We start from the raw sequence: 24,123 nt of genomic DNA, 5'->3' as shown, positions 1-24,123 counted from the left end.
GCCTGCGCTCCGCTCCGGCCGAGTGACTTCAAGCTGTGATCCTGGTGAGCAGCCGCTCCGCTGCGCTCCGGGCAGCTCACGGCGCGAGTCTTTCGATCTTGCCGCCGGTGTACCGGAGCCGGTCGTGCAGTCTGCTCTCCCGCCCCTGCCAGAACTCGACCTCGTCCGGGCTGACCCGGAACCCGCCCCAGTGCGGCGGGGCATTCAGCGGTCCCGGCCGCGCCTCGACCTCCTCCACGCGGGCCCGCAGCTCGTCGCGGGAGCCGATCACGCGCGACTGCGGGCTCGCCCACGCGCCGACCTGCGCGCCGTGCGGGCGGATCGCGAAGTACTCCTCGGTCTCCTCGCGGGAGACCTTCTCCACGTCGCCGCAGACGATCACCTGGCGGTGCAGTGGGTACCAGGGGAACACCAGGCTGGCCCGCGGGTTCGCCGCGAGATCCCGGCCCTTGCGCGACTCATAGTTGGTGAAGAAGGTGAATCCGCGCTGGTCGTACCCCTTGAGCAGCACCGTGCGCGCACTCGGCCGGCCGGTGGCGTCGGCGGTCGCGAGCAGCATCGCGTTGGGCTCGGGCAGTCCCGCCTCGACGGCGTCGGCGAACCAGGTGGCGAACTGCTCCAGCCAGGTCCCGGCGAGCCCTTGCTCGCTCAACTCCCCCGTGTACTCGTTGCGCATCCGCGATAAATCTTGCGGTGATGTGCTAGGTCTCACGCTCACATCCTTCCTCCAGCGATCACAGATGCGTGAAGATGTGTCACGTAGGACACATTTGAGCCCCCGTTCAGTCGGTACTGGCACCCCAGCGGGGCGAAGATGTCAAAGGGAACACCGGCGGGTAACAAACCTAGTCAGACACCCCCGAAACAGCAGGAGTGCGAGATGTCCGATTTCAAGCCGGGACTCGAGGGCGTCATCGCCTTCGAATCCGAGATTGCGGAGCCCGACAAGGAAGGCGGCGCGCTGCGCTATCGCGGCGTCGACATCGAGGATCTCATCGGCCAGGTGTCGTTCGGCAACGTTTGGGCGCTCCTGGTCGACGGCAAGTTCGGCCCCGGCCTGCCGCCGGCCGAGCCGTTCCCGGTGCCCGTGCACTCCGGTGACATCCGGGTCGACGTGCAGTCCGCGGTGGCCATGCTGGCTCCCTACTGGGGCCTCGGCCAGCTGCTGGACATCGAGACCACCCAGGCCCGCGAGGACCTCGCCCGGGTCAGCGTCACCGCCCTGTCGTTCGTCGCGCAGGCCGCCCGCGGCCTGGGCCTGCCGGCCGTGCCGCAGAAGGAGATCGACAAGGCCGACACGATCGTCGAGCGGTTCATGCGCCGCTGGCGGGGTGAGCCCGACCCGCGGCACGTCAAGGCCGTCGACGCGTACTTCATCTCCGCCGCCGAGCACGGCATGAACGCCTCCACGTTCACCACCCGGGTCGTCGCCTCCACCGGCGCCGACGCCGCGGCCTGCATCTCCTCCGGCATCGGTGCGCTGTCGGGCCCGCTGCACGGCGGCGCGCCGTCACGCGTCCTGGGCATGATCGAGGCCGTGGAGCGCAGCGGCGACGCCGAGGGCTACGTCAAGAGCGTCCTGGACCGCGGCGAGCGCCTCATGGGCTTCGGCCACCGCGTCTACCGCGCCGAGGACCCCCGCGCCCGCGTGCTGCGCCGCACCGCCAAGGAGCTCGGCGCCCCCCGCTTCGAGATCGCCGAGGCCCTGGAGAAGGCGGCCCTCGCCGAGCTGCACGCCCGCCGCCCCGACCGGGTCCTCGCCACCAACGTCGAGTTCTGGTCCGCCGTCGTGCTCGACTTCGCCGAGGTACCGGCGCACATGTTCACGTCGATGTTCACCTGCGCCCGGGTCGCCGGGTGGAGCGCGCACATCCTCGAGCAGAAGGAGCTGGGCCGCCTGGTCCGGCCGTCCGCCACCTACGTGGGCCCGGCGCCGCGCAAGCCGCACGACGTCGAGGGCTGGACCGCCCTGATGTGAGCCGCCTCGTTGCGCGACACGTCTTTTGTGTGACGCGTGTCGCCCTGGGCACTGAATCGACCGGGACAGCGGCAGCGGAAGTGGCAGGATTCGCGGGGTACCCGTACCTGCCCGCCCGCCGCCGCATCCCGGAGTACCCACACCATGGTCGACATCCGCATTCCCGATGAGCTGAAGCCCGCCGACGGCCGCTTCGGCTCAGGCCCGAGCAAGGTCCGGCCCGAGGCCGTGCAGGCCCTCGCCGGTGTCGCGACCTCCTACCTCGGCACCAGCCACCGGCAGAAGACCGTCCGCGACGAGGTGGCCCGCCTGCGCCGCGGCTTCGCCGAGCTGTTCAGCCTCCCCGACGGCTACGAGGTCGTCCTGGGCAACGGCGGCAGCACCGCGTTCTGGGAGATCGCGGTCTTCGGGCTGATCCGCGACCGCGCGCAGTTCGCCAGCTTCGGCGAGTTCGGCGCCAAGTTCGGCAGCGCCGCGAAGAAGGCGCCGTTCATCGGCGACCCGACGATCATCAAGGCCGACCCCGGCACCGCCGCGTTCCTGCGGGCCGAGGAGGGCGTCGACACGTACTGCACGCCGCAGAACGAGACCTCGACCGGCGTCTCCGTGCCGGTCCGGCGGGTCTCCTCCGACGAGGGCGCACTCGTCCTGACCGACGCCACCTCCGGCGCCGGTGGCCTCGACGTCGACATCTCGCAGACCGACGTCTACTATTTCGCCCCGCAGAAGTGCTTCGGCTCCGACGGCGGCCTCTGGATCGCGATCATGTCGCCCGCCGCGATCGCCCGCGTCGCGGAGATCAAGGAGTCCGGCCGGTACATCCCCGACTTCTTCGACCTGCAGACGGCGATCGACAACTCGCGCCTGGAGCAGACCTACAACACCCCGGCCCTGTCGACGATCTTCCTCACCGCCGAGCAGGTCGACTGGATGAACGCCGGCGGCGGCCTGTCGTTCGCGACCAAGCGCAGCGAGGAGTCGGCGTCCATCCTGTACGGCTGGGCCGAGCGCTCGCCCGTCGCGACGCCGTTCGTCACCGACGCCACGGTGCGCTCCAACGTCGTCGGCACCATCGACTTCGCCGACTCAGTCGACGCGACGGCCCTGGCCAAGGTCCTGCGCGCCAACGGGATCGTGGACACCGACCCGTATCGCAAGCTCGGCCGCAACCAGCTGCGGATCGCGATGTTCCCGACCGTCGATCCCGCCGACGTCGAGGCGTTGACGGCCTCCATCGATTACGTCATCGAGCGTCTTTAGTTTGTATGTACGAATGCCCGCCACCTTGTTTGCATCGTTTGCTCTGGTGGCGGGCATTCGCGTTTGCCCTTGTCTTCGCTTTCTGTCGGCGCGGCACGCTTCGTTCCAGCTAGGGTTACGCGTACTGTGACCGAGTGGTACCGGGAAAGTCGGTGCCGATGCGGGTGGGACGGAGGCACGCTATGCGGCCTGTGCGATTCGTCGCCCTCTCCGAGGACGGCCAAGCGTTCGTCCTCGCCGATGAGGTCGGCCGACTGCTCGCGCTCCCGATCGACGACCGGGTGCACAGCGCCCTGCGTCCCGACCAGAGCCATCCGACCGCGACGATGGAGACCGCCGCGTCGCAGCTCGCGCCGCGCGACATCCAGGCCCGCATCCGCTCCGGCGAGTCCGCCGAAGAGGTCGCCCGCGTCGCCGGCGTGCCCGTCGACCGCGTGCTGCGCTACGCCGGCCCGGTCCTGCAGGAGCGGGCCATGCTCGCCCAGCACGCCCGCCGCACCAAGCTGAAGAACTCCGACAAGGGCTCGTCCCTCGCGGAGGTCGTCGACGCGCGCCTCGGCCAGCACGGCATCGACACCGAGAAGATCTCGTGGGATGCGTACCGGCGCGAGGACGGCACCTGGCGCATCACCGCCACGTGGCCGAGCGGCAAGGCGACCGCGCAGGCCGTGTGGGAGCTCGACAAGGCCCGCCAGCAGGTGGCCCCGCACGACGACATGGCGCAATACCTGTGCACCGAGCGCGCCCCGCACGTGCTGGGCCAGGAGCCGCCGGCGCCGGACCGCGCGCTGCCCAGCCGCGGCGAGACCAGCCGCGGCGACCTCGGCATGCGCCCCGACCCGCTGCGCCACGGCGGCGGCGGGCACGAGCTGATCCGCCCGTCGAACGTCCAGCCGGAGCGCCGCCCCGGCGGCCGCGGCCTGGGCGACCGCGGCGCCGACCGCGGGCTGCTCGGCAACGACCCGATCCGGGCCGGGCGGGACGCGCTGCTCGCCTCGCTCGACCGGCCGCTGGGCTCGTCCCCTTCCTCCGCTGCCGACGAACCGGCGCCGGCGCCGGCCCCCGTCAGCCAGGGTGAGAACCGCGCCCGCGGCGCCGCTGCGCTGATCGGCCGCTCCCCGTTCGACGACGACAGCGACCAGAGCAAGGAGATCCCGGCGGTGCCGTCGCTCGCCGTGCTCCGCCCGCGGCGCAACACGCCGTCGGCCGCCGGTGGCGCCGCCGACCAGCCGACCGCGTCGGACAAGCCGCGCAAGCGCCTGCCCAGCTGGGACGACGTCCTCTTCGGCGGGGCACCTTCCGCCGCCCGGGAAACCAGTTAACTTCTGCGGGTTAGGTTGGTGTGCATGGAGTACACCAACCTCGGGCGGACCGGCCTCTCGGTCAGCCGCCTGTGCCTCGGCACCATGAACTTCGGGCCTCAGACCACCGAGCCCGACAGCTTCGCGATCATGGACCGGGCACTGGACCACGGCATCAACTTCTTCGACACCGCCAACGTCTACGGCTGGAAACTCGGCGAGGGCGTCACCGAGCAGATCATCGGCCGCTGGATCGCCCAGGGCGGCGGCAGGCGCGAGAAGGTCGTCCTCGCCACCAAGGTCTACGGCAAGATGCAGGAGTGGCCCAACGGCCAGGGCCTGTCCGCACGCCACATCATCGCCGAGGCCGACGCCTCCCTGCGCCGCCTGCAGACCGACTACATCGACCTGTACCAGATGCACCACATCTCCCGCAGCACGCCGTGGGAGGAGATCTGGCAGGCGATGGAGCTCCTCGTCGCGCAGGGCAAGGTCCTCTACGTCGGCTCGTCGAACTTCGCCGGCTGGCACATCGCGCAGGCGCAGGAGTCGGCCTCCCGGCGGCACTTCCTGGGCCTCGTCGCCGAGCAGTGCATCTACAACCTCATGGCCCGCACCGTCGAGCTGGAGGTGCTGCCGGCCGCCCGCCAGTACGGGCTGGGCGTCATCCCCTGGTCGCCGCTGCACGGCGGCCTGCTCAGCGGCGCCATCGCGAAGGCCGCCGCGGGCTCCGCCGGCCGCTCCAGCGAGGGCCGCGCCGCCGAGGGCCTCGAGAAGCACCGCCCCGCGATCGAGGCGTACGAGAAGCTGGCCGCCTCGCTCGGCACCGACCCGTCGAACCTGGCCCTGGCCTGGCTGCTGGCCCAGGACGGCGTCACCGCCCCGATCATCGGCCCGCGCACGATCGAGCAGCTCGACTCGACCCTCGGCACCCTGGACGTGTCCCTGGACGAGGCCACCCTGCAGAAACTCGACGAGCTCTTCCCGCCGGTCGGCAACGGTGGCGCCGGCCCGGAAGCCTGGGCCTGGTAGGCCTCATTCCCCGCTTCGGGCCGTGGCCAGCACCTCGTAGGCCGGCCGCGGCCCGAGCACGCTCTTCATCAGCCGCACGTCATCGACGCTCCACTGTGGTCCCTGGTACTCGCGCAGCACCTCCAGATCGGCGGCGAGCACCTCCTGCGGCAGCCGGTCCCCCGGCCGCGCGATCGTCACGTGCGGCTGCAACGGCCTGCGGTCGAACGGCAGCTTCCGCCGCTTGAGCAGCTTCCGCACCGCGTCACCGAGCGGCGCCACGTCCCCGTCGACCTTCGCGACCAGCGTGGTGAACTTCCCCCGCCCGAACCTGCCGCCACCCGCGATCCTCACCCGCGGCATCAACGCCGGCACCGCCTGCACCACCTCGACCGCATCGTCGGCGCGCGCGTCGTCGACCTCTCCGACGAACGCCAGCGTCATGTGCCACTGCTCGGCCGGCACGAGCCGCAGCGACTGCCCCTCCGGCATCGGCCTGGCCACGGCCAGCGTCCCGACCGTCTCCGCGAAGTGCTGCTCGGCCTCCGCCGGCAGATACGCCGCGATGAACAACCTCACCGCTGCTGCGCCCCCGCGTCCCGCAGGGCCAACCCGGCCCGCTGCAGCTCACCCTCGACCCTCAACCGCTCAACCTCCAGGTCGACCCCGCTCACCTCGTCAAGGTACTGCTCGATCCCCAACTGCACGCACGCAACCCGCAACGCCTCGTCGTACGCCCGCTGCACCGCGTTGAACCACACCTGCGACCTGGTCGCCACCCCGACCCGCAACCGGTTCAACCGGCGCAGGTCCCCGGCCAGCTGCTCGATCGGCGGCACCGCCGGCACCGGCGGCGGCGCTGCGGCAACCGTGTGCAGCGCCCGCCCTGCCCAGCTCATGTGCCACCACCGCCGCACCGGCCCGTCGCGCCAGCCCGGCTCGGGCTCCTTGCGCCGCCGGGCAACCTTCCTCACGACCCGCCGCAGCACCCGCATCCCCCGGTCGAACATCTCGTCCGCGGAGATGAGAAATAGGCAGACAAGACACGGCGCCACGGCGATCAGCCCTATGGCGCCGACGACCAGCAGGCCGTGCAGCACGCCCACCCTCTGAGGCTAAGCCCGCACGAACAACGACCGCCACCGATCCACCCAACTTCGGCACCGACTCGCAACCATCCCACCCCCACACCCCAGGACGCCCGGCGCGCCCTTTGCAGGTCTACCCACCCCGTGATCACAGGGAACCCGAACAGCGATCTTCAGTCCCAGTCCATGATCGAAGGACGCCCCCGGCCGTCCGCACGACCATCCCGGTCCTTCGATCATGTGCACGGATGGGTGGGGTCTCGGCGCGGACGAGTAGCACCGAATGACGACCTCGACGGCGCTCGATCATGTGAGTGCGGACCTGGCTTGGCATCCGTGCGGAACCACGAAGGCCGCAGCCGTGATGGATCTTCTGTTACGGGCATGACAAACCCGCACGCGAACCGCAACGCAAGGTAGCGTACGACCGCCCACTTTGGGCGTGATGTGGCGAATGGGAACGGCCGCATCGTTGATGTGAACGGTGCCCCGTTCCTGCGTGAGCATGTCGAGCCCGCGTCACCCGATCTGTTGCGTGCGATCGTGAAGACGTTCGCCGAGACGCTGATGCCGACGCGTTGTGCGGCGCCGGCTACGGCAAACGCGTCAACTCCCGCAATGGTTACCGGCAGCGGGACTGGGACACCCGCGCCGGCACGGTCGAGCTGGCGATCCCGAAGCTGCGGCCGGGCAGCTACTTCCCGGACTGGTTGTTGCAGCACCGCCGCCGCGCCGAACAGTCTGGCGTTCCCGCACTCCCTGACCGCGCCTGCCTGTCCGGGATCCGCCTCGTCGTGTCCGACGGCGGCCGGGAGGTCCTCGGCCTCGTCAACGCCATCGGCCCTGCCCTGCCCTGCCCGGCACCGGCTGGCAACGCTGCCGCACCCACTACCTGCGCAACCTGACCACGAAGGTCCCGAAATCCGCGCAGCCATGGGTCGCAACCCTCGTCCGCACGATCTTCGACCAGCCCGACCGGACTCCGTCCGCGCCCAGTACGACCGCGCCGTCACCGCGATAACCGAACGGGTTCCCCACCGCCGCACCGACGTCGTCGGCATCCTCCCCAACCGCACCGCGATCATCCGCCTCGTCGGCGCGGTCCTAGCCGAACCGATGCATGGACCGAAGGCCGCCGCTACAGCGGCCTGACATCCAAACAGCTGGATCAGCGCCGGCCGTTCCTCCACCACGCCCGGCAGCCTGCCGACCCGGCTCGTGAAAGGCCGGCCCCGCGGATCAGCGGCAGTCAGGCCGAGCTGGTGGCACCCCTCGTCGCCACCAGATCACCCAGCCACCGCCTCCGCCGTCAGCCTTACCGTCACCGTCACCGTCACCGTCACCGTCGCCGCTCTGCCCGAGGATTGGACGATCCCCCGCTCGATCGGCCGCCCCCGTCGGTCAGCCGACCCAACTCCCACCGATCGCCCCGCCCTCGACCCACCGCGGCCCGTCGGTAACGTGCGCCGACCCGGCCGCCGCACACCAACCGAGCAATCCCGCAGGCGAAGCCACCTACGCAGTGCACGCCACCCAAGCCGGACGCGCCGCCAAGCCCACAGGCCCGCCGGCCACCAGGCCGCCCGGCGACCGCTACTGCGTCGAGGCCACCAACAGGTTGCGCAGCTCGACCAGCGTCGCCTCGTCGCCCTCGGCCTGTGCGTCGGACACGCCCGGCGACTCCCGAGACCACAGCCACCGCAGCACCCCCGCCGCGCTGCCGCTGACCGTGGCGTCCACAGACGTCGAAGCAGCGGCCGCCGGGTCCACGTCGCTCACGTCGGCGCCGGTCACCCCGGTGCGGAGCAGCCACCCCGGCCCGCCGTCGACCCCGACGATCACCGTGCGACCCTCCGCGCCGGCGAGGACGGGCTGGAAGTCCTCCACCCACGCGTGCGACCCGTAGCCCACGAACAGCTTGAGCACCTCGTCGATCCCGTCGACCGCCAGGTCGTCGGGGATCGGGGCGACCGGCACCCCGAGTGCCAGCTCGGCGTCGAGGCGGTGGATCACGGTCTCCTGCGCCATCCGCCGGATCCAGAAGCCGACCGTCTGGTCGGGCTCGTGCCAGGTGCGCGACGGGTCGGCGGCGCCGCGGGCGGCGAACTCGCCGGTCAGCTCGGCGTAGGCGCGGTTGAGCAGCTCGATCGGCGCCACGGACTCCAGATCTGCTGGTGGCCAGGGGTCGGGAAAGGCGTTGAGCCGCATGCACTCGACCTTGTGCAGATAGACCTCGGCAACGTGCCTGACCAGGTCGGCGACGGTCCAGCCGGGGCAGCTCGGCACCGCGGCGGTCAGGTCCGACGCGGCGACCTCCCGAAGCCGCGCAACGTCGGCGGCAAGACATTCCAGCAATCGCGATCGCTCCATGCCCGCGACCTAACCACATGGGTACGACAAAAATCAGCGAACTGCGGGCCTCACCCGCGGCACCCGCAGCTCGAACGCCGGGGTGTCCTTGCGGGCCGGTTCGAACACGTGGAGGTGGGGCCGGGGGCGCAGGTGCACGCTGACCTTGCCGCCGACCTTGCGCAGCTGCAGCGCGGCGATCACGAGCGTGGCCAGGACCGACACGAGCCCGCCGATCCAGATGCCGGACCGAGGCCCGTACCGCTCCGCGCACCACCCGATGATCAGCGATCCCAGCGGCGTACTGCCGAGGAAGACCAGGACGTACAGCGCCATCACGCGACCGCGGAACTCGGGGTCGGTGCCAAGCTGGACGCGCTGGTTGGCCGCCTGCGCGAAGTAGATCATGAAGAACCCGGTGGGCAGGAGCAGCAGCACCGCCGTGACGAAGGTGGGCGCGAACCCCACGAGCGTCTCGAACCCACCGAACAGCACGGCGGCGGCGAGCACCGCGTACGCCGTGGGCCGCGTGCGGCGGCGCGAGCTGGCCAGGGCGCCCCCGAGCGCGCCGACGGCGAGTGCGGTGGTGAGCAGGCCGAAGTACTGCGCGGAGGCGTTGAACTCGACCTTCGCCAGGACGGCGAGGGTGAGCTGGAAGTTGAAGCCGAACAGTCCGACGACGAGCACCAGGAGGATGGCCAGGCTCAGGTCGGGCCGGCGCTTCACGTAGCGCAGTCCGTCGATGGTACGGGCATCGCTCGCCGCGACCGGCGGCCCCTCGACGCGGAACAGCTCCTCGGTGCGCATCCGGCTCAGCCCCACCAGCGGCGCCAGGCACAGCCCCGCCGTGATCAGGAAGATCGGGCCGGTACGGTCGTGCAGCAGCGCGATGACCAGCCCCGCGATCGCCGGACCGACGACCCGCGCGGTGTTGAACGTCGCGGAGGACAGCGACAGCGCGTTGGGCAGCAGTTCCCTGCTGACCAGCTCGGAGACGAACGCCTGCCGCACCGGCGTCTCGATCGCGCTGATCACGCCGAAGAGCGCCGCCGTCACGAAGACCCACCACAGGTTCACGACGCCGGCGACGACCAGCCCGCCGAGCAGGCCCGCGACCAGGGCGGATGCGAAGTTGGCGATCAGGAGCAGACGGCGTTTGTCGAACCGGTCGGCGAGCTGACCTCCGTACAACGTGAGCAGCAGCACAGGCGTGAACTGCAAGGCCGTCACGATGCCCAGTGCGGTCGGGGAATTGTCCGACAGCTGCAGGACCAACCAGTCCTGCGCGACGACCATCATCCATGTGCCGAGGAGCTTGACCAGCTGTCCGGTCGTGAACAACCGGTAGTTACGAACCTTGAGCGAACTGAACACCGTCATGCGCTACGGCCTATTCGACCGAGGATCTCGGCCGCCTTTCCGAGCGTCTCGCGCTCCTCCGGGGTGAGCGCGGCGAGCTGCTTGGCCAGCCACTCGTCGCGGGCGCGGCGGTGCTCCAGGATCACGGCGCGGCCGGACTCGGTGGCGGCGAGGATGACCTGCCGGCCGTCGGTCGGGTGCGGGGTGCGCTGGACGAGGCCGCGCTCCTCCAGCTTCGCCACGATCTTGGTGAGCGTCGGCGGCTGCACCCGCTCGGCGTCGGCCAGCTCACGGGGGGTCAGCGCGCCGTTGAGCTCGAGGCTTGTCAATGCCGACAGCTGCGTGATCGTCAGGTCGCCGATCGGCCGGGCCTGGCGCAGGCGGCGGTTGAGTCTGGTGATGCTGTCCCGCAGCGCCGCCGCGAGCTGCGCACCAGTGATCTTCGGGGCACGGACCATCATCACAGTCGTTAGCTTATCTAATAAGCTTGGCTAACGACCTGTGTCGGTGATCACGGGGAGTACCGTGTGCGGCGTGACCAGCCAGCCGAAGCCGCTCGACCCGCCGATGGTGCCGTTCGCCCTCGCCGGGATCGGTCTGTGGATCATCGCGGTGCTCGTGATGCTGCCGTTCCGCGACGAGCTGGCCGACGCGGGGCACGGAAACTGGTTCGGCATCGCCGTGGCGGGCGTGCTGTGGGGCATCCCGGGCGGGTTGACCATGGTCGTGCACGATCGCAACCGGAAGCGGCGGCGGGCCGCGTCCGATTCGTTCAAGACGGAGGCGACCGGCGGCGCCTAGCGTCGGAGGCATGGCACCCACACTCAACTACATCGGCCTCGTGGTGGCCGACATGCCCAGATCCCTGGCGTTCTACCGGCAGCTCGGCCTGGACGTTCCGGCCGAGCAGGACACCGCACCGCACGCCGAGCTCACGCTGCCCGGCGGCATGCGGATCGCCTGGGACACGGAGGAGACGATCCGTTCGTTCGACCCGGACTGGACCCCGGGGGCCGGCGGCGGCCGCTCGGCGCTCGGCTTCGAGTGCGACACGCCCGCCGAGGTCGACAAGGTCTATGCCGCGATGATTTCCGCAGGGTACGACGGCCACAAGGCACCCTGGGACGCATTCTGGGGCCAGCGCTATGCGGTGCTGCACGACCCCGACGGCAACGGCGTCGACCTCTACAGCGCTATCGGATGACCTCTCGCAGCGGCGCGCCGGCCAGCGCCTTCACCTCCCGCGAGAGGTGCGCCTGGTCGGCGTAGCCACTGCTGGCCGCCACCACGCCGAACGGCATGCCGCCGCGTGCCAGGTCCAGCGCCGCGTTCACGCGCAGGATCCGGGAGAGCGTTTTCAGCCCGTACCCGAAGAGCGCCAGGCCGCGGCGGTGCAGCTGGCGCTCACTGAGACCCACGTCGGCGGCGATCTCCGCGACCGGTCGGCGGCTCCTGAGCCGCTCAACCACCGCACGCACCCAGAGCCCGTCCGGATTGTCTGTCCTGGCAAATGCCGCCTCAAGCTGCCCGGCCCGGTCGGCGGCCTCGTCGAGCTGCTCGGTGAGCCGCCTGACACGCGCCGACGGCCACAGCGCCGACAGCGGCACGCGCTGGTCGCGCAACTCCTCGGCGGGGACACCCAGCACGCCGGGCGCGGTCCCAGGACCGAAGCGGATCGCGGTGTACGTGCGGCCCACCGGGCTGACGCCCAGCTGCGCGGTGGTGTCCGGGCCGGCGACCAGCAGCCGGCCCTCGTAGTGGATGACGTCCATGCAGCCGTCGGGCAGGATGCGGACCTGCTCACTCACATCCGCGCGACGCTGCCACACCGTCGCGTCGGGAATCCGCGACGGTCGCTCCCTGTAGCCGAACTCAGCCGTGACCATAGGGCTCGGCGGGCTCGGCCTCGTCGACCGATCCGTGCGCACGGCTCACCGACACCGACTCGACCTCGCTGTCGTCGAACACCGTCGGCAGCTCGTCGACCGCCTGGACCTGCTCGACCAGCACCTCGGAGTGCGCGCCGCAACCGTGGTCGACGCTCACGACCTGGGCGTCATCGGGCGCATACTCGTTGCCGCACACCCCGAACGACTGCCGCATCGACCCGGCCAGCTGCAGGTAGAACCCGCACGAACCGCACCGGGCGGCCGACGGCGCGGCCACGGAGATCGGCGCGTTGGGGCCGCGGTCGCCGTCATACCACCGCTGGGCGGCGTCGAGCCGGCCCTCGCGCGACAGGACCCTGACCCGGCCGAGACCGAGCTCCCAATTGGTCTCCTCGACCGCGGGATCATCGGACTGTACGTAACCCGGCGCGAGCCGCACGTCATCCGCCGGCGTCGGCAGCAGATCGCCGACGCCCAGATCACCGGGCTGCAGCCGCTCCTGCCACGGCACCCACTCGGGCGCGCGCAGCGCCTCGGGGCCGGGCAGCAGCGTCGACTCGCAGATCGTCACCTGCTTGCTGCGCGGGATCCGGGTGACGCTCACCGCCCAGCGCCATCCCCGGTATCCGGGCAGACCACAGGCGAAGAAATGTGTGACGAGCCGCTCACCTTCGGCGACGACGCCGAGGTGCTCGCCGATATGGTCCGGATCGACGACGTCCAGCCCGAGGCGGGCGATCTCCACGGCGTCCGCGCAGACCTGGTCGGGCTTCCCCGCGCGGCCGCTGGAGCGGGTCGGGGCAGTCGAAGCTGTCACAGCTCCATTGTTCCTCATCGCCACGCCCGATGAGCACGGCGGCCCCGGCGTGGCCGGAAACTGTCGCACCCATGGTTCAGGATGGGGGGCATGTCGGTGATTCGAGGCGTTGCGCAGACCGTGGTGACCACCGTGCGAGCAGCACGGGTCGCCACCGTCGGCGGCGCCCGGGCCGGCCGCTTCGTCGGTCGCAACCTGCTGCGCGTCCGCAAGCGCGGCGCCGGCGGCGAGACCGGGATGCTCCGCCTCCTCGACCTGCACGCGGCGTCCTGCGCCGGTGACACCCTCGTCGCGCTCGGGCTCGCCGGCACGATCTTCTTCTCGGTGGAGGCCGGCGAGGCCCGCGACCGGGTCGCGCTGTATCTGATCGTCACGATGCTGCCGTTCGCGCTGCTGGCCCCGATCGTCGGGCCGGTGCTCGACCGGTTCCGGCACGGCCGCCGCTATGCGCTGGCCACCACGATGCTCGGCCGGGCGTTCCTGGCGATCCTGATCGCCGAGCACCTCACCGGGTGGGCGCTCTATCCGGCGGCGTTCGGCATGCTCGTGCTCTCCCGCGCCTATGGGGTGGCCCGCAGCGCCGCCGTGCCCCGCGTGCTGCCCAAGGGGCTCGGGCTGTCCGAGGCCGGGGCCCGCGCCTCCGTCTTCGGCGCGTTCGCGGGCGCGATCGTGCTGCCGATCGGCCTGGCCGCCGCCCACTTCGGCCCGCAGTGGCCGCTGCGGCTGTCGACCCTCGTCTTCTTCTGGGGCATGGTCACCTCGCTGCGGCTGCCGCCCCGCGCCGACTCGGACCCGCCCGAGCAGGTTCCCCGCGTCCTGCAGCGCCCCAGCCACCGCGGCGCAAAGATCCTCTCCGGCCCGCTCGTCATCGGTGCCCTGATCGGCAGCGCGACCCTGCGCGCGATCTACGGGTTCCTGACGCTGTTCCTGGCGTTCGCGATCAAGGAGAAGGTGCTCCCGGTCGGTCTCGGTCCCTGGAAGCTGTCGGAGCAGGTGGCGGTCGTGGTCGTGGCCGCCGCGCTCGGCGTCGGCTCGTTCCTGGCCACCGCGATCGGCACCCGCCTGCGCATCTACCGCCCGGCCCTGCTGCAGGCGGTCGGCATCACCCTGGTCGCGTTCGTCGCCGTCATCGCCGCCGAGCGAAACTCCCTGGGCACCGTGGCCCTGCTGTGCCTGGTCACCGCGATCGCCAGCGGCCTCGCGAAACTCGCCGTCGACGCCTCGATCCAGGAGCGGGCCGACGAGCAGGTCAGGGCCAGCGCGTTCGCCCACTCCGAGACCCTGCTCATGGTGGCCTGGGTCCTCGGCGGCGCCGTCGGCCTCATCCCCTTCGGCGCCGACTGGGGCCTGATCGTGGCCGCCACGTTCATGGTGTTCGGCGCGATCCGTGCGCTGTGGTCGGCGGTCGCCCTGCGCAAGGAGCGCCTGCGCGGCACCCCGCTCGACCACGACGAGCAGCCCACCGACCCGCTCGCCGCCGGCGCTCCGTCCGGCGCCCCCTCCACCGGCGGTTCTTTTGCCGGCGCACCCACGGCAGGCGGCTCCGCGACCGGTTCGGGCGGGCGGAGCGGATCCGACGCGACGACCGTGCCACGACCGGCCGGCGCGACCTCGGGCACGACCGCCGGCGAGACCCGGCGGATGCCGTTCCAGTCCCGCACCGGCGACGAGACCCGGCCGGCTGATCAGGGCGCCGACGGCGCCGGCGCGCGCCGCCGCTTCGGCTGGCGCCGCGGCCGCCCCGCGACCACCCCGGCCGGCGCCGGCGCCCAGGCGGCCGGGGCGCAGCAGCCCGCCGACGCGACCCGGCGGATGCCGGCCGTCGACGTGGCCGACGAGACCGCACCACTCGCACCGCCTGGATACACCCTGTATCGCCCCTCAGGCATCGACCCGACCAGACGCCTGGAGGATGATGAACGATGAGGCCGTTCCTGGGATATGACCGCACGCTGATCGTCACCGCGGTCGAGATCGAGCGGGCCACCGTGCTCGCCGGTCTCGGCATCACCGACCCGCACCCCGACGACCTCGAGTCCGGCGCGCCCGTGGTCGTCGTCGCCGCTGGCGTCGGCCCCGCCGCGGCCGCCGCCGTGACCGCCCAGTTCACCACGACCGCGCTCAACGACGGCCGCCCCTTCGCCGTGGTGCTGTCCGCCGGGATCGCAGGCGGCTTCGCCGGCCGCGTCGAGATCGGCGGCCTCGTCGTCGCCACCGAGAGCATCGCCGCCGACCTGGGCGCCGCCGGCCCGGACGGCTTCGAGAGCGTCGACGACCTCGGCTTCGGCACCGCCCGCCACGACGCCGACCCCACGCTCCTGCGCACCCTGCGCCAGGCCCTCCCCGAAGCCGTCGGCGGCCCCGTCCTCACCGTCTCCACGGTGACCGGCACCGCCGAGTCCAAGGAAGCCGTCCAGAAGCGCCACCCAGACGCGGTCGCCGAGGCCATGGAAGGCTTCGGCGTCGCCACCGCCACCCGCCTCTGGCCAGGCACCGCCTTCGGCGAGATCCGCACCGTCTCCAACGCCGTCGGCCCCCGCGACCGCGCCGCCTGGCGCATCCCCCAAGCCCTCGAAACTCTCCGCGAAGCCTTCGCCACCCTCGCCGGCCGCTGACCTCCCCACCACCCGCTGTACCCACCACCCGCTGTCCCCACCACCCGCTGTCCCCGCCACGCGCCGCTCCCACTACGCGCCGCTCCCACCGCACGCCCGTTCCACGTTGGCCGCTGCTCCCAGTGCCGCCTCGCCAGCCTGCCTCTCGCTACTCCCTTCACGGCGCCCTCGTCACAACGCCCTCATCACCGCGCCCTCGTCACGCACGGCGCCTTCGTCACCGCGCCCCTCTCGCTGCCACTGCCCCTGTTCCATAGCCGACTCGCCACGCACGGTCCGGCAGCCTTCTTCCGCCGCCTCCTCGCCGGTCGCTGCCCCGTTCCCACTGCCGCCTCGCCACCCACGGTCCAACTGGCCCGTCCCGCTGCCGGCCTTCCCCCACTGCGGACCCGCCACGCTCCGCTCACCCGCTGCAGCCTCCCCGCTGCTCCTTCCCCGACCGCGTCGCCGGTCGCTGCCCTTTCTGAGGGAATGTCCGGCGGCGCAAAGGCATCGCCCACCAGGCCGACCGCCCCGCCAACGCCTGCCCGCCAGAGGGCGCAGACCACTTGGGTCACTGGCAGGCGCGACCGGCCGCTGCTGCCTCTCGCTGCCCCTTCCCCGACCGCGTCGCCGGTCGCTGCCCCTTCTGAGGGGAATGTCCGGCGGCGCAAAGGCATCGCCCATCAGGCCCGCCCCGCCAACGCTTGCCCGCCCAGTGCGCAGACCAGCTGGGTCACCGGCAGGCGCCACCGGACGCCCAGCAACCCCACCCCGCCGCGCGCTTCCGCAGGGCCACAACCCGCCGGCCCGCACCTCGCAGATCCGCGAACGCGTAGCCAGCACCCTCTGCCCGTCGTGCTTGCAGGTTCACCATCCCGCGCGCGTGCAGGCGGGCGCCCACCCAGTGATCGAAGGACAGCACTGGTCGCGCGGACGGCCGGGCTCCTCCGTTGATCATGGGCAGAGCGCATGGCGACTCAAGTCCGAGGGAAATTGTCGGATTCGTCTGGCGGCACGCGCACCGGGCGTAACGGTATTCACGGGCTTCGAATGCGTTGCAAGTGTCACAGCAGGCGTTTCGCGACTCATCGTGCGGGATGGCTGGGCGGCGTTAGATTCGGGGTTGTGACGCTTTCGCTCGCCTTCTCGCCGTGCCCCAACGACACCTTCGTCTTTCATGCGCTGGCACATGGATTGGTGCCGGGGGCGCCAGCGTTCGACGTGACGTATGCCGATGTCGACGTCACCAACACCGCTGCCGAGCGGGGCGAGTTCGACCTGGTCAAGGTCAGCTACGCGGCGCTGCCGTGGCTGCTGGACAAGTACACGCTGCTGCCCTGCGGCGGCGCGCTCGGCCGGGGCTGCGGTCCTCTGGTGCTGGTGAAGGACCAGGCGATCACCAGCCTGGAAGGCAGGACGGTGGCGGTGCCGGGCGATCGCACCACGGCGTATCTGCTGATGCGGCTGTGGTCGGCGGGGGCGCCGCCGAAGCGGGTGGAGATCGTGCCGTTCGCGGAGATCATGCCTGCGGTGGCAAAGGGGCAGTTCGATGCCGGGTTGGTGATCCACGAGGCGCGATTCACGTTCCAGCGGCACGGGCTGCACGCGCTCGCCGACCTCGGGGAGTGGTGGGAGGGTGACACGGGCCTGCCGATCCCGCTCGGCGCGATCATCGCGCACCGCGACCGGGTCGACCCGGAGCAGGCGACCGCGTGGATCAAGGAGTCGGTGCGGCAGGCGTGGGCCGATCCGGCTCGCAGCCGCGACTACGTGCTGGCGCACGCCCAGGAGATGGAGCAGGCGGTCATCGACCAGCACATCGGGCTCTACGTCAACGAGTTCACCTCGTCGCTGGGCCCGGACGGTCACGCTGCGGTCGACGCCCTGCTGACCAGGGCGGCCGCCGAGGGGCTGGTCCCAGCCACACCCCTCGTCGGCGCCTGAATCTCACGAAAAACCGAGAAAACGCACGAAAACGGAGAACTACACTTCCAGCTCGCGGGCCACCAGGTGGACCGCCTCGGCGACGGTCTTGGCGGTCTTGCGGTCCGGGAAACGGCCCCGCTGCAGGTCGGGCTGGATCTTCGCCTCGAGGACCCTGATCATGTCCTCGATCAGCCCGTGCAGCTCGTCGGGCTGGCGTCGGCTGGCGACCGCGCGGGCTTCGGTCACCGAGGGCGGCGCGTCGAGGAGCTTGACGTGCATCGCCTGGCTGCCCTTGCGGCTCTCGACCACCCCGAACTCGACCCGCTGGCCGGTCTTCAACTCACCCGCGCCGGCGGGCAGTGCCGCCTTGTGCACGAAGACGTCGCCACCGTCGTCGCTGGTGAGGAACCCGAAACCCTTCTCCTGGTCGTACCACTTCACTCGACCCGTCGGCACGCTGTCCTGCTCCCCAGTGTCTTTGTCCCGTCCCACCCACAACACCACAAGGCTAGTCATCGCTTCCCGGACGGCCAACCGAGATCACGCCCCGGAGAAACGCGGGGAATGCGTGCAGATCGGCGCTCACCGCGGAAGCGCCGGCGGCCTGCAGGTCAGCGGCGGAGCAGGGTCCGGTGGTCACGCCGAGGACCGGTACGCCGGCCAAGACACCCGCCTGCATGTCGGCGACATGGTCGCCGACGTACGCAGTGGCGCCGACGGAACGTAGTACCGACGCCTTCTCCGCGGCAAAGACGTCGCCGTGGACCTCGTCGACCGGAATGTCCAGATGCGCGAGATGCAGTGACGCGAGCCTGCCGAGCTTCGATGTGATCACCACGATCCGGCCTCCGGACGAACGGACCGCCGCCAGCGCCGCCAACGCGCCCGGCAGCACCAGCGACGGCGCAATCGCATAAGAGGGGTATAGGGAGCGATATATCCGGACTGCCTCCTCGACCGCCTCGGCGGGGAACCATTCCGACATCTCCGTGCGCAGCGGCGGACCGAGGCGCGACACGGCCAGGTCGGCGTCGACATGCACGCCGGTACGCGCTGTGAGCGCCCGATACGTGGCTGCGATCCCCGGCCTGGTGTCGAGGAGCGTCATGTCAAGGTCAAAGCCAATGACAACCGGTTGTTGAGACACCTTTAAGGATGCCCAGGTCACGATAGGTGCGCCATCGAAATACCCGCCGGTCACGTATTGACGGGGTGAGACTCTGGCCACTAGCGTCACCAATACTTTTAGGAAAGTTTCCTAAAGGATCATCCAGGAGACGCGATGAAACGATCCGTCCGCAACGGCCTCATCGTCGCCGCCGCGCTGGCAGTGGCCGGGGCCGTCGTCCCAATCGTCACCACTACCGCCAACGCCGCCGGCAACCTCAGCGCAACGTTCACGGTCGACCAGGACTGGGGCAGCGGCTGGGGCGCCAACTACAAGATCACCAACGGCACCTCCAGCACCATCAACGGGTGGACTCTTGAGTTCGACCTGCCCGCGGGCGGTCAGATCACCAGCTTCTGGGACGCCGACGTCGTGCGCACCGGGCAGCACTACGTCGCCAAGAACAAGTCATGGGCGCCGACGCTCGCCGCCGGTGCCAGCTTCAGCTGGGGCATGAACGGCAGCGGCGCGAAGCCGCCGGTCAACTGCAAGATCAACGGCGTGGCGTGCAGTGGCGGTACCCCCACCACCAACCCGCCGACGTCGAACCCTCCGACGTCGAACCCGCCCACCTCGAACCCCCCGACGTCGAACCCGCCCACCTCGAACCCTCCGACCTCGAACCCGCCGGGCGGCAAGAAGGTCGTCGGTTACTTCGCCGAGTGGGGCGTCTACGGCCGCAACTACCACGTGAAGAACATCGAGACGAGTGGGTCGGCCGCCAAGCTGACGCACATCCTCTACGCGTTCGGCAACCCGGCCAACGGCCAGTGCGCCGTCGGTGACAGCTACGCCGACTACGAGAAGGCGTACACCGCGGCCGACTCGGTCGACGGCGTCGCCGACACCTGGGACCAGCCGCTGCGGGGCAGCTTCAACCAGCTGAAGAAGCTCAAGGCGATGCACCCGGGCCTCAAGGTCATCTGGTCGTTCGGTGGTTGGACCTGGTCGGCCGGCTTCACGCAGGCCGCCGCGAACCCGACCGCGTTCGCCAACTCCTGCTACAACCTGATCAACGACCCCCGCTGGGCCGGTGTCTTCGACGGCATCGACATCGACTGGGAGTACCCGAACGCGTGTGGCCTGCAGTGTGACACCAGCGGCCCGAACGCCTTCAAGAACCTGATCGCCGCGCTGCGCACCAAGTTCGGCAGCAGCAAGCTGGTCACCGCCGCCATCACGGCCGACGGCAGCAACGGTGGCAAGATCGACGCGACGGACTACGCCGGTGCCGTGGGCAACCTCGACTGGCTGATGCCGATGACGTACGACTACTTCGGTTCGTTCAACGCGGCCGGCCCGACCGCGCCGCACTCGCCGCTGAGCTGCTACGCGGGCATCCCGCAGGCCGGCTTCTGCTCCGAGGCCGCGATCGCCAAGCTCAAGGCCAAGGGCGTCCCGTCCAGCAAGCTGCTGCTCGGCATCGGCTTCTACGGCCGCGGCTGGACCGGCGTCACCCAGGCCGCCCCCGGCGGCACGGCCACCGGTGCGGCGCCCGGCACGTACGAGGCGGGCAACGAGGACTACAAGGTGCTCAAGAACACCTGCCCGGCCACCGGCACCGTCGGCGGCACCGCGTACGCCAAGTGCGGCAGCAACTGGTGGAGCTACGACACGCCGGCCACCATCACCGGCAAGATGAGCTACGCGAAGGCGCAGAGCCTCGGCGGCGCGTTCTTCTGGGAGCTCTCGGGCGACACCACCAACGGTGAACTGATCACTGCGGTGAGCAACGGCCTGAAGTAAGCAACCCCTTCGAAAGAGGGCGGGGCCGACGGCCCCGCCCTCTTTTGTCATACGGGCCGGTTAGCGTATGAGGTGAGATGACTACCTCGCTCGCAGACCATTTCCGCGCCCTGCCCGACGACGGGCTGATGGCGCTCATCCGGCTGCGCCCGGATCTGGTCATCCCGCCACCGTCGGACTTCTCGGCCCTCGCCCACCGCGCGCAGTCCCGCGTTGCGGTGGCCCGCGCGCTGGACGGGCTCGACACGTTCACCCTCGAGATCCTCGACGCACTGCGATATACGCGCATCGGGCACACCACATCCACCGAGGCCGTCCTGGCCTTGACCGCCGCGGCCGGGGTCGAGGCCGCCAGGGTGCGCGGCGCGATCGACCTGCTCGTGCAGCACGGCATCGCCTATGGCCACGACGGCGCCCTGCGCATCGTCGGCGCCGTCGACGAGGTCTGCTCCCCGTATCCCGCGGGGCTCGGCAGGCCCGCCGCGGAGCTCGACCCGCTCGCCGGCGCCCTGGTCGCCGACGCCGCCAGGCTCCGCCGCACGCTGCTGGCCGCCCCGCCGGCCGCCCGGGCCGTGCTCGACCGGCTCGCCGCCGGGCCTCCCGTCGGCACCGTCACCCCGGCCAGCCTGCGCGCCGACCCCGACTCACCCGTGCGCTGGCTGGTCGAGCAGCACCTGCTGGTCGCCGTCAGCCGCGACGCCGTCGAGCTGCCCGTCGAGGTGTCCCTCGTCCTGCGCCGCGACGGCGGCCCGCTCGGTCAGCTGCACCCCGACCCGCCGCAGGTGCAGACCCCGATCCGCGACGCCGCGCAGCTCGACCGCGCCGGTGCCGGCCAGGTCCTGGAGCTGGTGCGCAATCTGGAGACCCTGATCGAGGCGATCAACGCCGACCCGCCGTCGGTGCTGCGCTCCGGCGGCATGGGCGTGCGCGAGCTGCGCCGCTTCGCCAAGCTCACCGGCGTCGACGAGCCGGCCGCCGCCCTCCTGGTCGAGATCGCCGCCGCCGCGGGCCTGCTCGGCGAGGAGATCATCGACAACAAGCGGGTCGAGAGCGTCTTCCTGCCGACGGTCGCCTATGACGTGTGGCGCGCCTTCGGCATCGCCGCCCGCTGGCACCGCATCGCCGTGACCTGGCTGACGATGACCCGCGCCCCGTCGCTCATCGGCCAGCGCGACGACCGCGACCGCCCGATCAACGCGCTCGCCCCCGAGCTGTCCCGCCCCGGCGCCCCCGCACAGCGCCGCGCCGCCCTGCAGGTGCTGTCCGAGCTGCCACCGGGCGCCACCATCGCCCCTACCGACGTCGTCGACCTGCTGTCATGGCGCACCCCGCGCCGGGTCTCCCGCAGCGCCGCCGCGGTCGTCGAGGCCAACCTCGCCGAGGCCGCCCTCATCGGCCTGACCGGCTTCGACGGGCTCACGGGCTATGGCCGGCTGCTGCTGGACGAGGTCATCTCCGGCAGCATCGACACCGACGACCCCCTCGGCCTCAACGCCCCCGACGGCGCCGCCCTCACCGGCTCCGCGTCCCTGCTCGACACGCTGCTGCCGGCACCCGTCGATCACGTGCTGCTGCAGGCGGACCTGTCCGTCATCGTCCCCGGCCCGCCCGAGCCGACCCTCGCCGGCGAGCTCGAGCTGCTCGGCGTGCAGGAGTCCGCCAGCGTCTTCCGCATCACCGCCGAGTCGGTCCGCCGCAGCCTCGACGCCGGCTACACCGCCGCCGACCTGCACGCCCTCCTGGCCCGCCGCTCCCGCACGCCGGTGCCACAGACCCTCACGTATCTCATCGACGACATGGCCCGCCGCCACGGCGGCATGCGCATCGGCTCCGCCAACTCCTACGTCCGCAGCGACGACGAGACCCTGATCGCCGAGGTCCTCGCCGACCGCCGCCTCCAGCCGCTGATGCTGCGCCACCTCGCCCCCACGGTCCTCGCCAGCCGCCACACCCCGGCGAGGCTGCTGGAGGCCCTCCGCGAGGCCGGATACCCACCCGTTCAGGAGGACGCAACCGGCGCCGCCGTCCTGACCCGCCCAAAGGCCCGCCGCGGTCCGCCCCGCCCCAGCTGGGCACACCGCGGCATCGAGGACCCCGCCGCGGCCGCGCGCCTGTCCAGCCCACGCCTCGCCGGTGTCATCGAGCAGATCCGCCGAGGCGACGCCGCCGCCCGCGTCGCCCGCCGTGCCCCCGTGACCGTCCGCGCAAACGGCACCTCCACCTCTTCCCACACCGAGGCCCTCGAAGTCCTCCAGCAGGCCCTGCGCGACAAGACCCGCGTCTGGGTCGGCTACGTCGACTCCCACGGCGCGACCGCCTCCCGCCTGGTCAGACCCGTGTCCATGGGCGGCGGCTACCTCCGCGCCGAGGACGAGCGGACCGAGATGCTGCACACGTTCGCACTGCACCGCATCACCGCCGCCGCCCCGGAAGACTCCTCCGGGTAGCCAATCCATCGTTGCTCCGGTCCGCGGTGGGCACGCTCCGTCGCTCCCGTCAGCCACCGGGCCGGGGCCCAGCTTCGCTGGCCCTGGCCCTGCCACCTCCGCGGACACTTGCGCAGCCGCGACCTCCGGCCGCGAAGAGCCGCAGCCGTAGCCGGCAGCGACGCGACCTGCCGGCCGCGACAACCCCACAACCGCGACATGGGGGGAGCCACTGCGCTGCCGGACACCTTTTCGCGCCACCCGAGTGCCCGTCACCCCACCGCCGAGTCGCCCGCCCACCCTCCGCGCCCGCTGGCCCTCTACTCCCGCGGCTTGGTCGCCCGCCGCACCGCTGCCCCGCGGTCGGGTCGTCCGTCCACCTTCTGCGCCCGCCGTCGGGTTCCCCGTCGTCCTCACCCTGCGCGCGCCATGCCTCCGTGCCGTGGCCTGCGCTACACACCCACGGCCATGCACCCCGCACTCCGGCCCCGTCGTGCGTCCATGCCGTGCGGCTCGTGCCCTGCACCGCGCGTGCGTTCGACACACGATTGATCGATGGACGGATCCGGCCGTAGCGCTTTGCGGCGTCAGTCGGCGGCGCGGGCAGCGCCGATGATCGAAACGATCAGCAGGACTGCGGCAAGGCTGCCGACCGTCTCGCCGATCGCGTCGGTGAGCGGGCTTCCGAGCACCAGCCACGACACCAGGAACCACGCCATGCCCAGGACACCCACCGTGCCGACGCCGATCATCGCCAGCGGCGAGAAGCCGACCGTGGCGTCATCTTCCACAGTCGATACTGGCGCGCCCTCCAGGTCGGTCACCTTCCACAGCGTACCGACTCATCGCCCGCTGTCACGGCGTTCATCAGCCTCGGCGGATGGATCCGATCACGGAGACGATCAGCATGAGGACGAGGATCGCGCCCAGGGACTCGCTGACGGCGGTCTGGACGTCGGTGTGCGCCACCTGTGAGGAGAGCAGGAACCAGCCGACGGCCACCGCCACCGCGGCGAAACCGCCGAACGTCAAGGCCGCTCTGTCGCCAAACCGCCGACCCACGCGGACCAGTCTACGGAGGTGGAGCGGACGACGCGCCCACCCCCGATTGCGTCGATCGGTCGAGCGGTAGCCGGCCCCCGCGACCACACCGCCATTTCCCGATCCGAACGCGACCGTCCGGCTCCCACCAACGCCCTGCTGGTACA

At 71.2% G+C, this 24,123-nt stretch carries 23 protein-coding genes and 1 pseudogene; 12 read left to right on the top strand and 12 right to left on the bottom strand.

The window, feature by feature from the left end:
• Positions 1 to 76: 76 nt before the first annotated feature.
• Positions 77 to 676, bottom strand: coding sequence for a pyridoxamine 5'-phosphate oxidase (pdxH, locus tag OHA72_RS11770; RefSeq protein WP_327007877.1), 600 nt, complete (start codon positions 674 to 676; stop codon positions 77 to 79).
• A gap of 204 nt (positions 677 to 880) precedes the next feature.
• Here pdxH and OHA72_RS11765 point away from each other — a divergent pair, with 204 nt between their 5' ends.
• The 4 genes from OHA72_RS11765 to OHA72_RS11750 all read left to right on the top strand — a co-directional run bounded on the left by OHA72_RS11765 (position 881) and on the right by OHA72_RS11750 (position 5,571).
• Positions 881 to 1,978 (top strand): citrate synthase 2, encoded by a 1,098-nt coding sequence (locus OHA72_RS11765; RefSeq protein ID WP_327007876.1) that lies wholly within the window; start codon positions 881 to 883, stop codon positions 1,976 to 1,978.
• A gap of 144 nt (positions 1,979 to 2,122) precedes the next feature.
• Positions 2,123 to 3,238, top strand: coding sequence for a phosphoserine transaminase (serC, locus tag OHA72_RS11760; RefSeq protein ID WP_327007875.1), 1,116 nt, complete (start codon positions 2,123 to 2,125; stop codon positions 3,236 to 3,238).
• A 182-nt stretch (positions 3,239 to 3,420) separates the two neighbouring features.
• On the top strand, positions 3,421 to 4,560 hold the full coding sequence (sepH, locus tag OHA72_RS11755) for a septation protein SepH (protein WP_327007874.1): 1,140 nt from the start codon (positions 3,421 to 3,423) through the stop codon (positions 4,558 to 4,560).
• A 24-nt stretch (positions 4,561 to 4,584) separates the two neighbouring features.
• Complete coding sequence (locus OHA72_RS11750) at positions 4,585 to 5,571, top strand: aldo/keto reductase (RefSeq protein WP_327007873.1); 987 nt, start codon at positions 4,585 to 4,587, stop codon at positions 5,569 to 5,571.
• Positions 5,572 to 5,574: 3 nt separating this feature from the next.
• Here the strand turns inward: OHA72_RS11750 and thpR are convergent, their stop codons facing one another.
• Together thpR and OHA72_RS11740 are read right to left on the bottom strand one after the other, a co-directional pair.
• The gene (gene thpR / locus OHA72_RS11745) at positions 5,575 to 6,129 is read right to left on the bottom strand and encodes an RNA 2',3'-cyclic phosphodiesterase (protein WP_327007872.1); all 555 of its coding nucleotides are present in this window, start codon (positions 6,127 to 6,129) and stop codon (positions 5,575 to 5,577) included.
• Positions 6,126 to 6,656 carry a hypothetical protein gene (locus tag OHA72_RS11740; RefSeq protein WP_327007871.1) on the bottom strand — a complete coding sequence of 177 codons (531 nt, stop codon included), beginning with the start codon at positions 6,654 to 6,656 and terminating at the stop codon, positions 6,126 to 6,128. The genes thpR and OHA72_RS11740 overlap by 4 nt, the downstream gene beginning before the upstream one ends.
• A 450-nt stretch (positions 6,657 to 7,106) precedes the next feature.
• On the opposite strand from OHA72_RS11740, the pseudogene OHA72_RS64615 reads away from it, so the two are divergent.
• A pseudogene (locus tag OHA72_RS64615) lies at positions 7,107 to 7,789 on the top strand (transposase); the annotation flags it as partial.
• Between the two features lie 442 nt (positions 7,790 to 8,231).
• Here the strand turns inward: OHA72_RS64615 and OHA72_RS11725 are convergent.
• The 3 genes from OHA72_RS11725 to OHA72_RS11715 are packed head-to-tail and all read right to left on the bottom strand — an operon-like array spanning position 8,232 to position 10,807.
• Positions 8,232 to 9,008, bottom strand: coding sequence for a maleylpyruvate isomerase family mycothiol-dependent enzyme (locus tag OHA72_RS11725; RefSeq protein ID WP_327007870.1), 777 nt, complete (start codon positions 9,006 to 9,008; stop codon positions 8,232 to 8,234).
• 33 nt (positions 9,009 to 9,041) lie between these two features.
• Positions 9,042 to 10,367 carry an MFS transporter gene (locus OHA72_RS11720; protein ID WP_327007869.1) on the bottom strand — a complete coding sequence of 442 codons (1,326 nt, stop codon included), beginning with the start codon at positions 10,365 to 10,367 and terminating at the stop codon, positions 9,042 to 9,044.
• Positions 10,364 to 10,807, bottom strand: coding sequence for a MarR family winged helix-turn-helix transcriptional regulator (locus OHA72_RS11715; protein ID WP_327011536.1), 444 nt, complete (start codon positions 10,805 to 10,807; stop codon positions 10,364 to 10,366). Before OHA72_RS11715 ends, OHA72_RS11720 begins: the two co-directional genes overlap by 4 nt.
• Positions 10,808 to 10,913: 106 nt before the next feature.
• Here OHA72_RS11715 and OHA72_RS11710 point away from each other — a divergent pair, with 106 nt between their 5' ends.
• Together OHA72_RS11710 and OHA72_RS11705 are read left to right on the top strand one after the other, a co-directional pair.
• Positions 10,914 to 11,147 carry a DUF2530 domain-containing protein gene (locus OHA72_RS11710; protein WP_327011535.1) on the top strand — a complete coding sequence of 78 codons (234 nt, stop codon included), beginning with the start codon at positions 10,914 to 10,916 and terminating at the stop codon, positions 11,145 to 11,147.
• A gap of 10 nt (positions 11,148 to 11,157) precedes the next feature.
• The gene (locus tag OHA72_RS11705; protein ID WP_327007868.1) at positions 11,158 to 11,550 is read left to right on the top strand and encodes a VOC family protein; all 393 of its coding nucleotides are present in this window, start codon (positions 11,158 to 11,160) and stop codon (positions 11,548 to 11,550) included.
• Here the strand turns inward: OHA72_RS11705 and OHA72_RS11700 are convergent.
• The gene (locus OHA72_RS11700; protein WP_327007867.1) at positions 11,540 to 12,154 is read right to left on the bottom strand and encodes a helix-turn-helix domain-containing protein; all 615 of its coding nucleotides are present in this window, start codon (positions 12,152 to 12,154) and stop codon (positions 11,540 to 11,542) included. The genes OHA72_RS11705 and OHA72_RS11700 overlap by 11 nt on opposite strands.
• A gap of 64 nt (positions 12,155 to 12,218) precedes the next feature.
• Positions 12,219 to 13,070 carry a DUF3027 domain-containing protein gene (locus OHA72_RS11695; protein ID WP_327007866.1) on the bottom strand — a complete coding sequence of 284 codons (852 nt, stop codon included), beginning with the start codon at positions 13,068 to 13,070 and terminating at the stop codon, positions 12,219 to 12,221.
• Between the two features lie 72 nt (positions 13,071 to 13,142).
• On the opposite strand from OHA72_RS11695, the gene OHA72_RS11690 reads away from it, so the two are divergent.
• From OHA72_RS11690 to OHA72_RS11680, 3 genes are all read left to right on the top strand, one after another.
• Positions 13,143 to 14,978: an MFS transporter gene (locus tag OHA72_RS11690; protein ID WP_327007865.1), complete on the top strand. Its 1,836-nt coding sequence runs from the start codon at positions 13,143 to 13,145 to the stop codon at positions 14,976 to 14,978.
• On the top strand, positions 14,975 to 15,667 hold the full coding sequence (locus OHA72_RS11685; protein ID WP_327007864.1) for a futalosine hydrolase: 693 nt from the start codon (positions 14,975 to 14,977) through the stop codon (positions 15,665 to 15,667). Before OHA72_RS11690 ends, OHA72_RS11685 begins: the two co-directional genes overlap by 4 nt.
• 1,107 nt (positions 15,668 to 16,774) lie before the next feature.
• Positions 16,775 to 17,593 carry a 1,4-dihydroxy-6-naphtoate synthase gene (locus OHA72_RS11680; RefSeq protein WP_327007863.1) on the top strand — a complete coding sequence of 273 codons (819 nt, stop codon included), beginning with the start codon at positions 16,775 to 16,777 and terminating at the stop codon, positions 17,591 to 17,593.
• A 39-nt stretch (positions 17,594 to 17,632) separates the two neighbouring features.
• Here OHA72_RS11680 and OHA72_RS11675 read toward each other — a convergent pair whose 3' ends face one another.
• Positions 17,633 to 18,031: a cold-shock protein gene (locus OHA72_RS11675; protein ID WP_033364916.1), complete on the bottom strand. Its 399-nt coding sequence runs from the start codon at positions 18,029 to 18,031 to the stop codon at positions 17,633 to 17,635.
• A 52-nt stretch (positions 18,032 to 18,083) separates the two neighbouring features.
• Positions 18,084 to 18,683 (bottom strand): HAD family hydrolase, encoded by a 600-nt coding sequence (locus tag OHA72_RS11670; RefSeq protein ID WP_327007862.1) that lies wholly within the window; start codon positions 18,681 to 18,683, stop codon positions 18,084 to 18,086.
• A gap of 174 nt (positions 18,684 to 18,857) precedes the next feature.
• On the opposite strand from OHA72_RS11670, the gene OHA72_RS11665 reads away from it, so the two are divergent.
• Both OHA72_RS11665 and OHA72_RS11660 read left to right on the top strand, forming a co-directional pair.
• Entirely contained in the window at positions 18,858 to 20,489 is a 1,632-nt protein-coding gene (locus tag OHA72_RS11665; protein ID WP_327007861.1) for a glycosyl hydrolase family 18 protein, read from the top strand.
• Between the two features lie 77 nt (positions 20,490 to 20,566).
• A complete protein-coding gene (locus OHA72_RS11660) occupies positions 20,567 to 22,936 on the top strand; it encodes a helicase-associated domain-containing protein (RefSeq protein ID WP_327007860.1) in 2,370 nt (789 codons plus the stop codon).
• A gap of 566 nt (positions 22,937 to 23,502) precedes the next feature.
• Here the strand turns inward: OHA72_RS11660 and OHA72_RS11655 are convergent.
• Positions 23,503 to 23,739: a hypothetical protein gene (locus OHA72_RS11655; protein ID WP_327007859.1), complete on the bottom strand. Its 237-nt coding sequence runs from the start codon at positions 23,737 to 23,739 to the stop codon at positions 23,503 to 23,505.
• Positions 23,740 to 23,782: 43 nt separating this feature from the next.
• Positions 23,783 to 23,977, bottom strand: coding sequence for a hypothetical protein (locus OHA72_RS11650; RefSeq protein ID WP_327007858.1), 195 nt, complete (start codon positions 23,975 to 23,977; stop codon positions 23,783 to 23,785).
• Between the last annotated feature and the right edge of the window lie 146 nt (positions 23,978 to 24,123).

The sequence above is a fragment of the Dactylosporangium sp. NBC_01737 genome, from assembly GCF_035963215.1.
Lineage (GTDB): Bacteria > Actinomycetota > Actinomycetes > Mycobacteriales > Micromonosporaceae > Dactylosporangium.
Note: the sequence above shows the minus strand (reverse complement) of the source record. Positions and strands in the feature narration are given on the sequence as shown.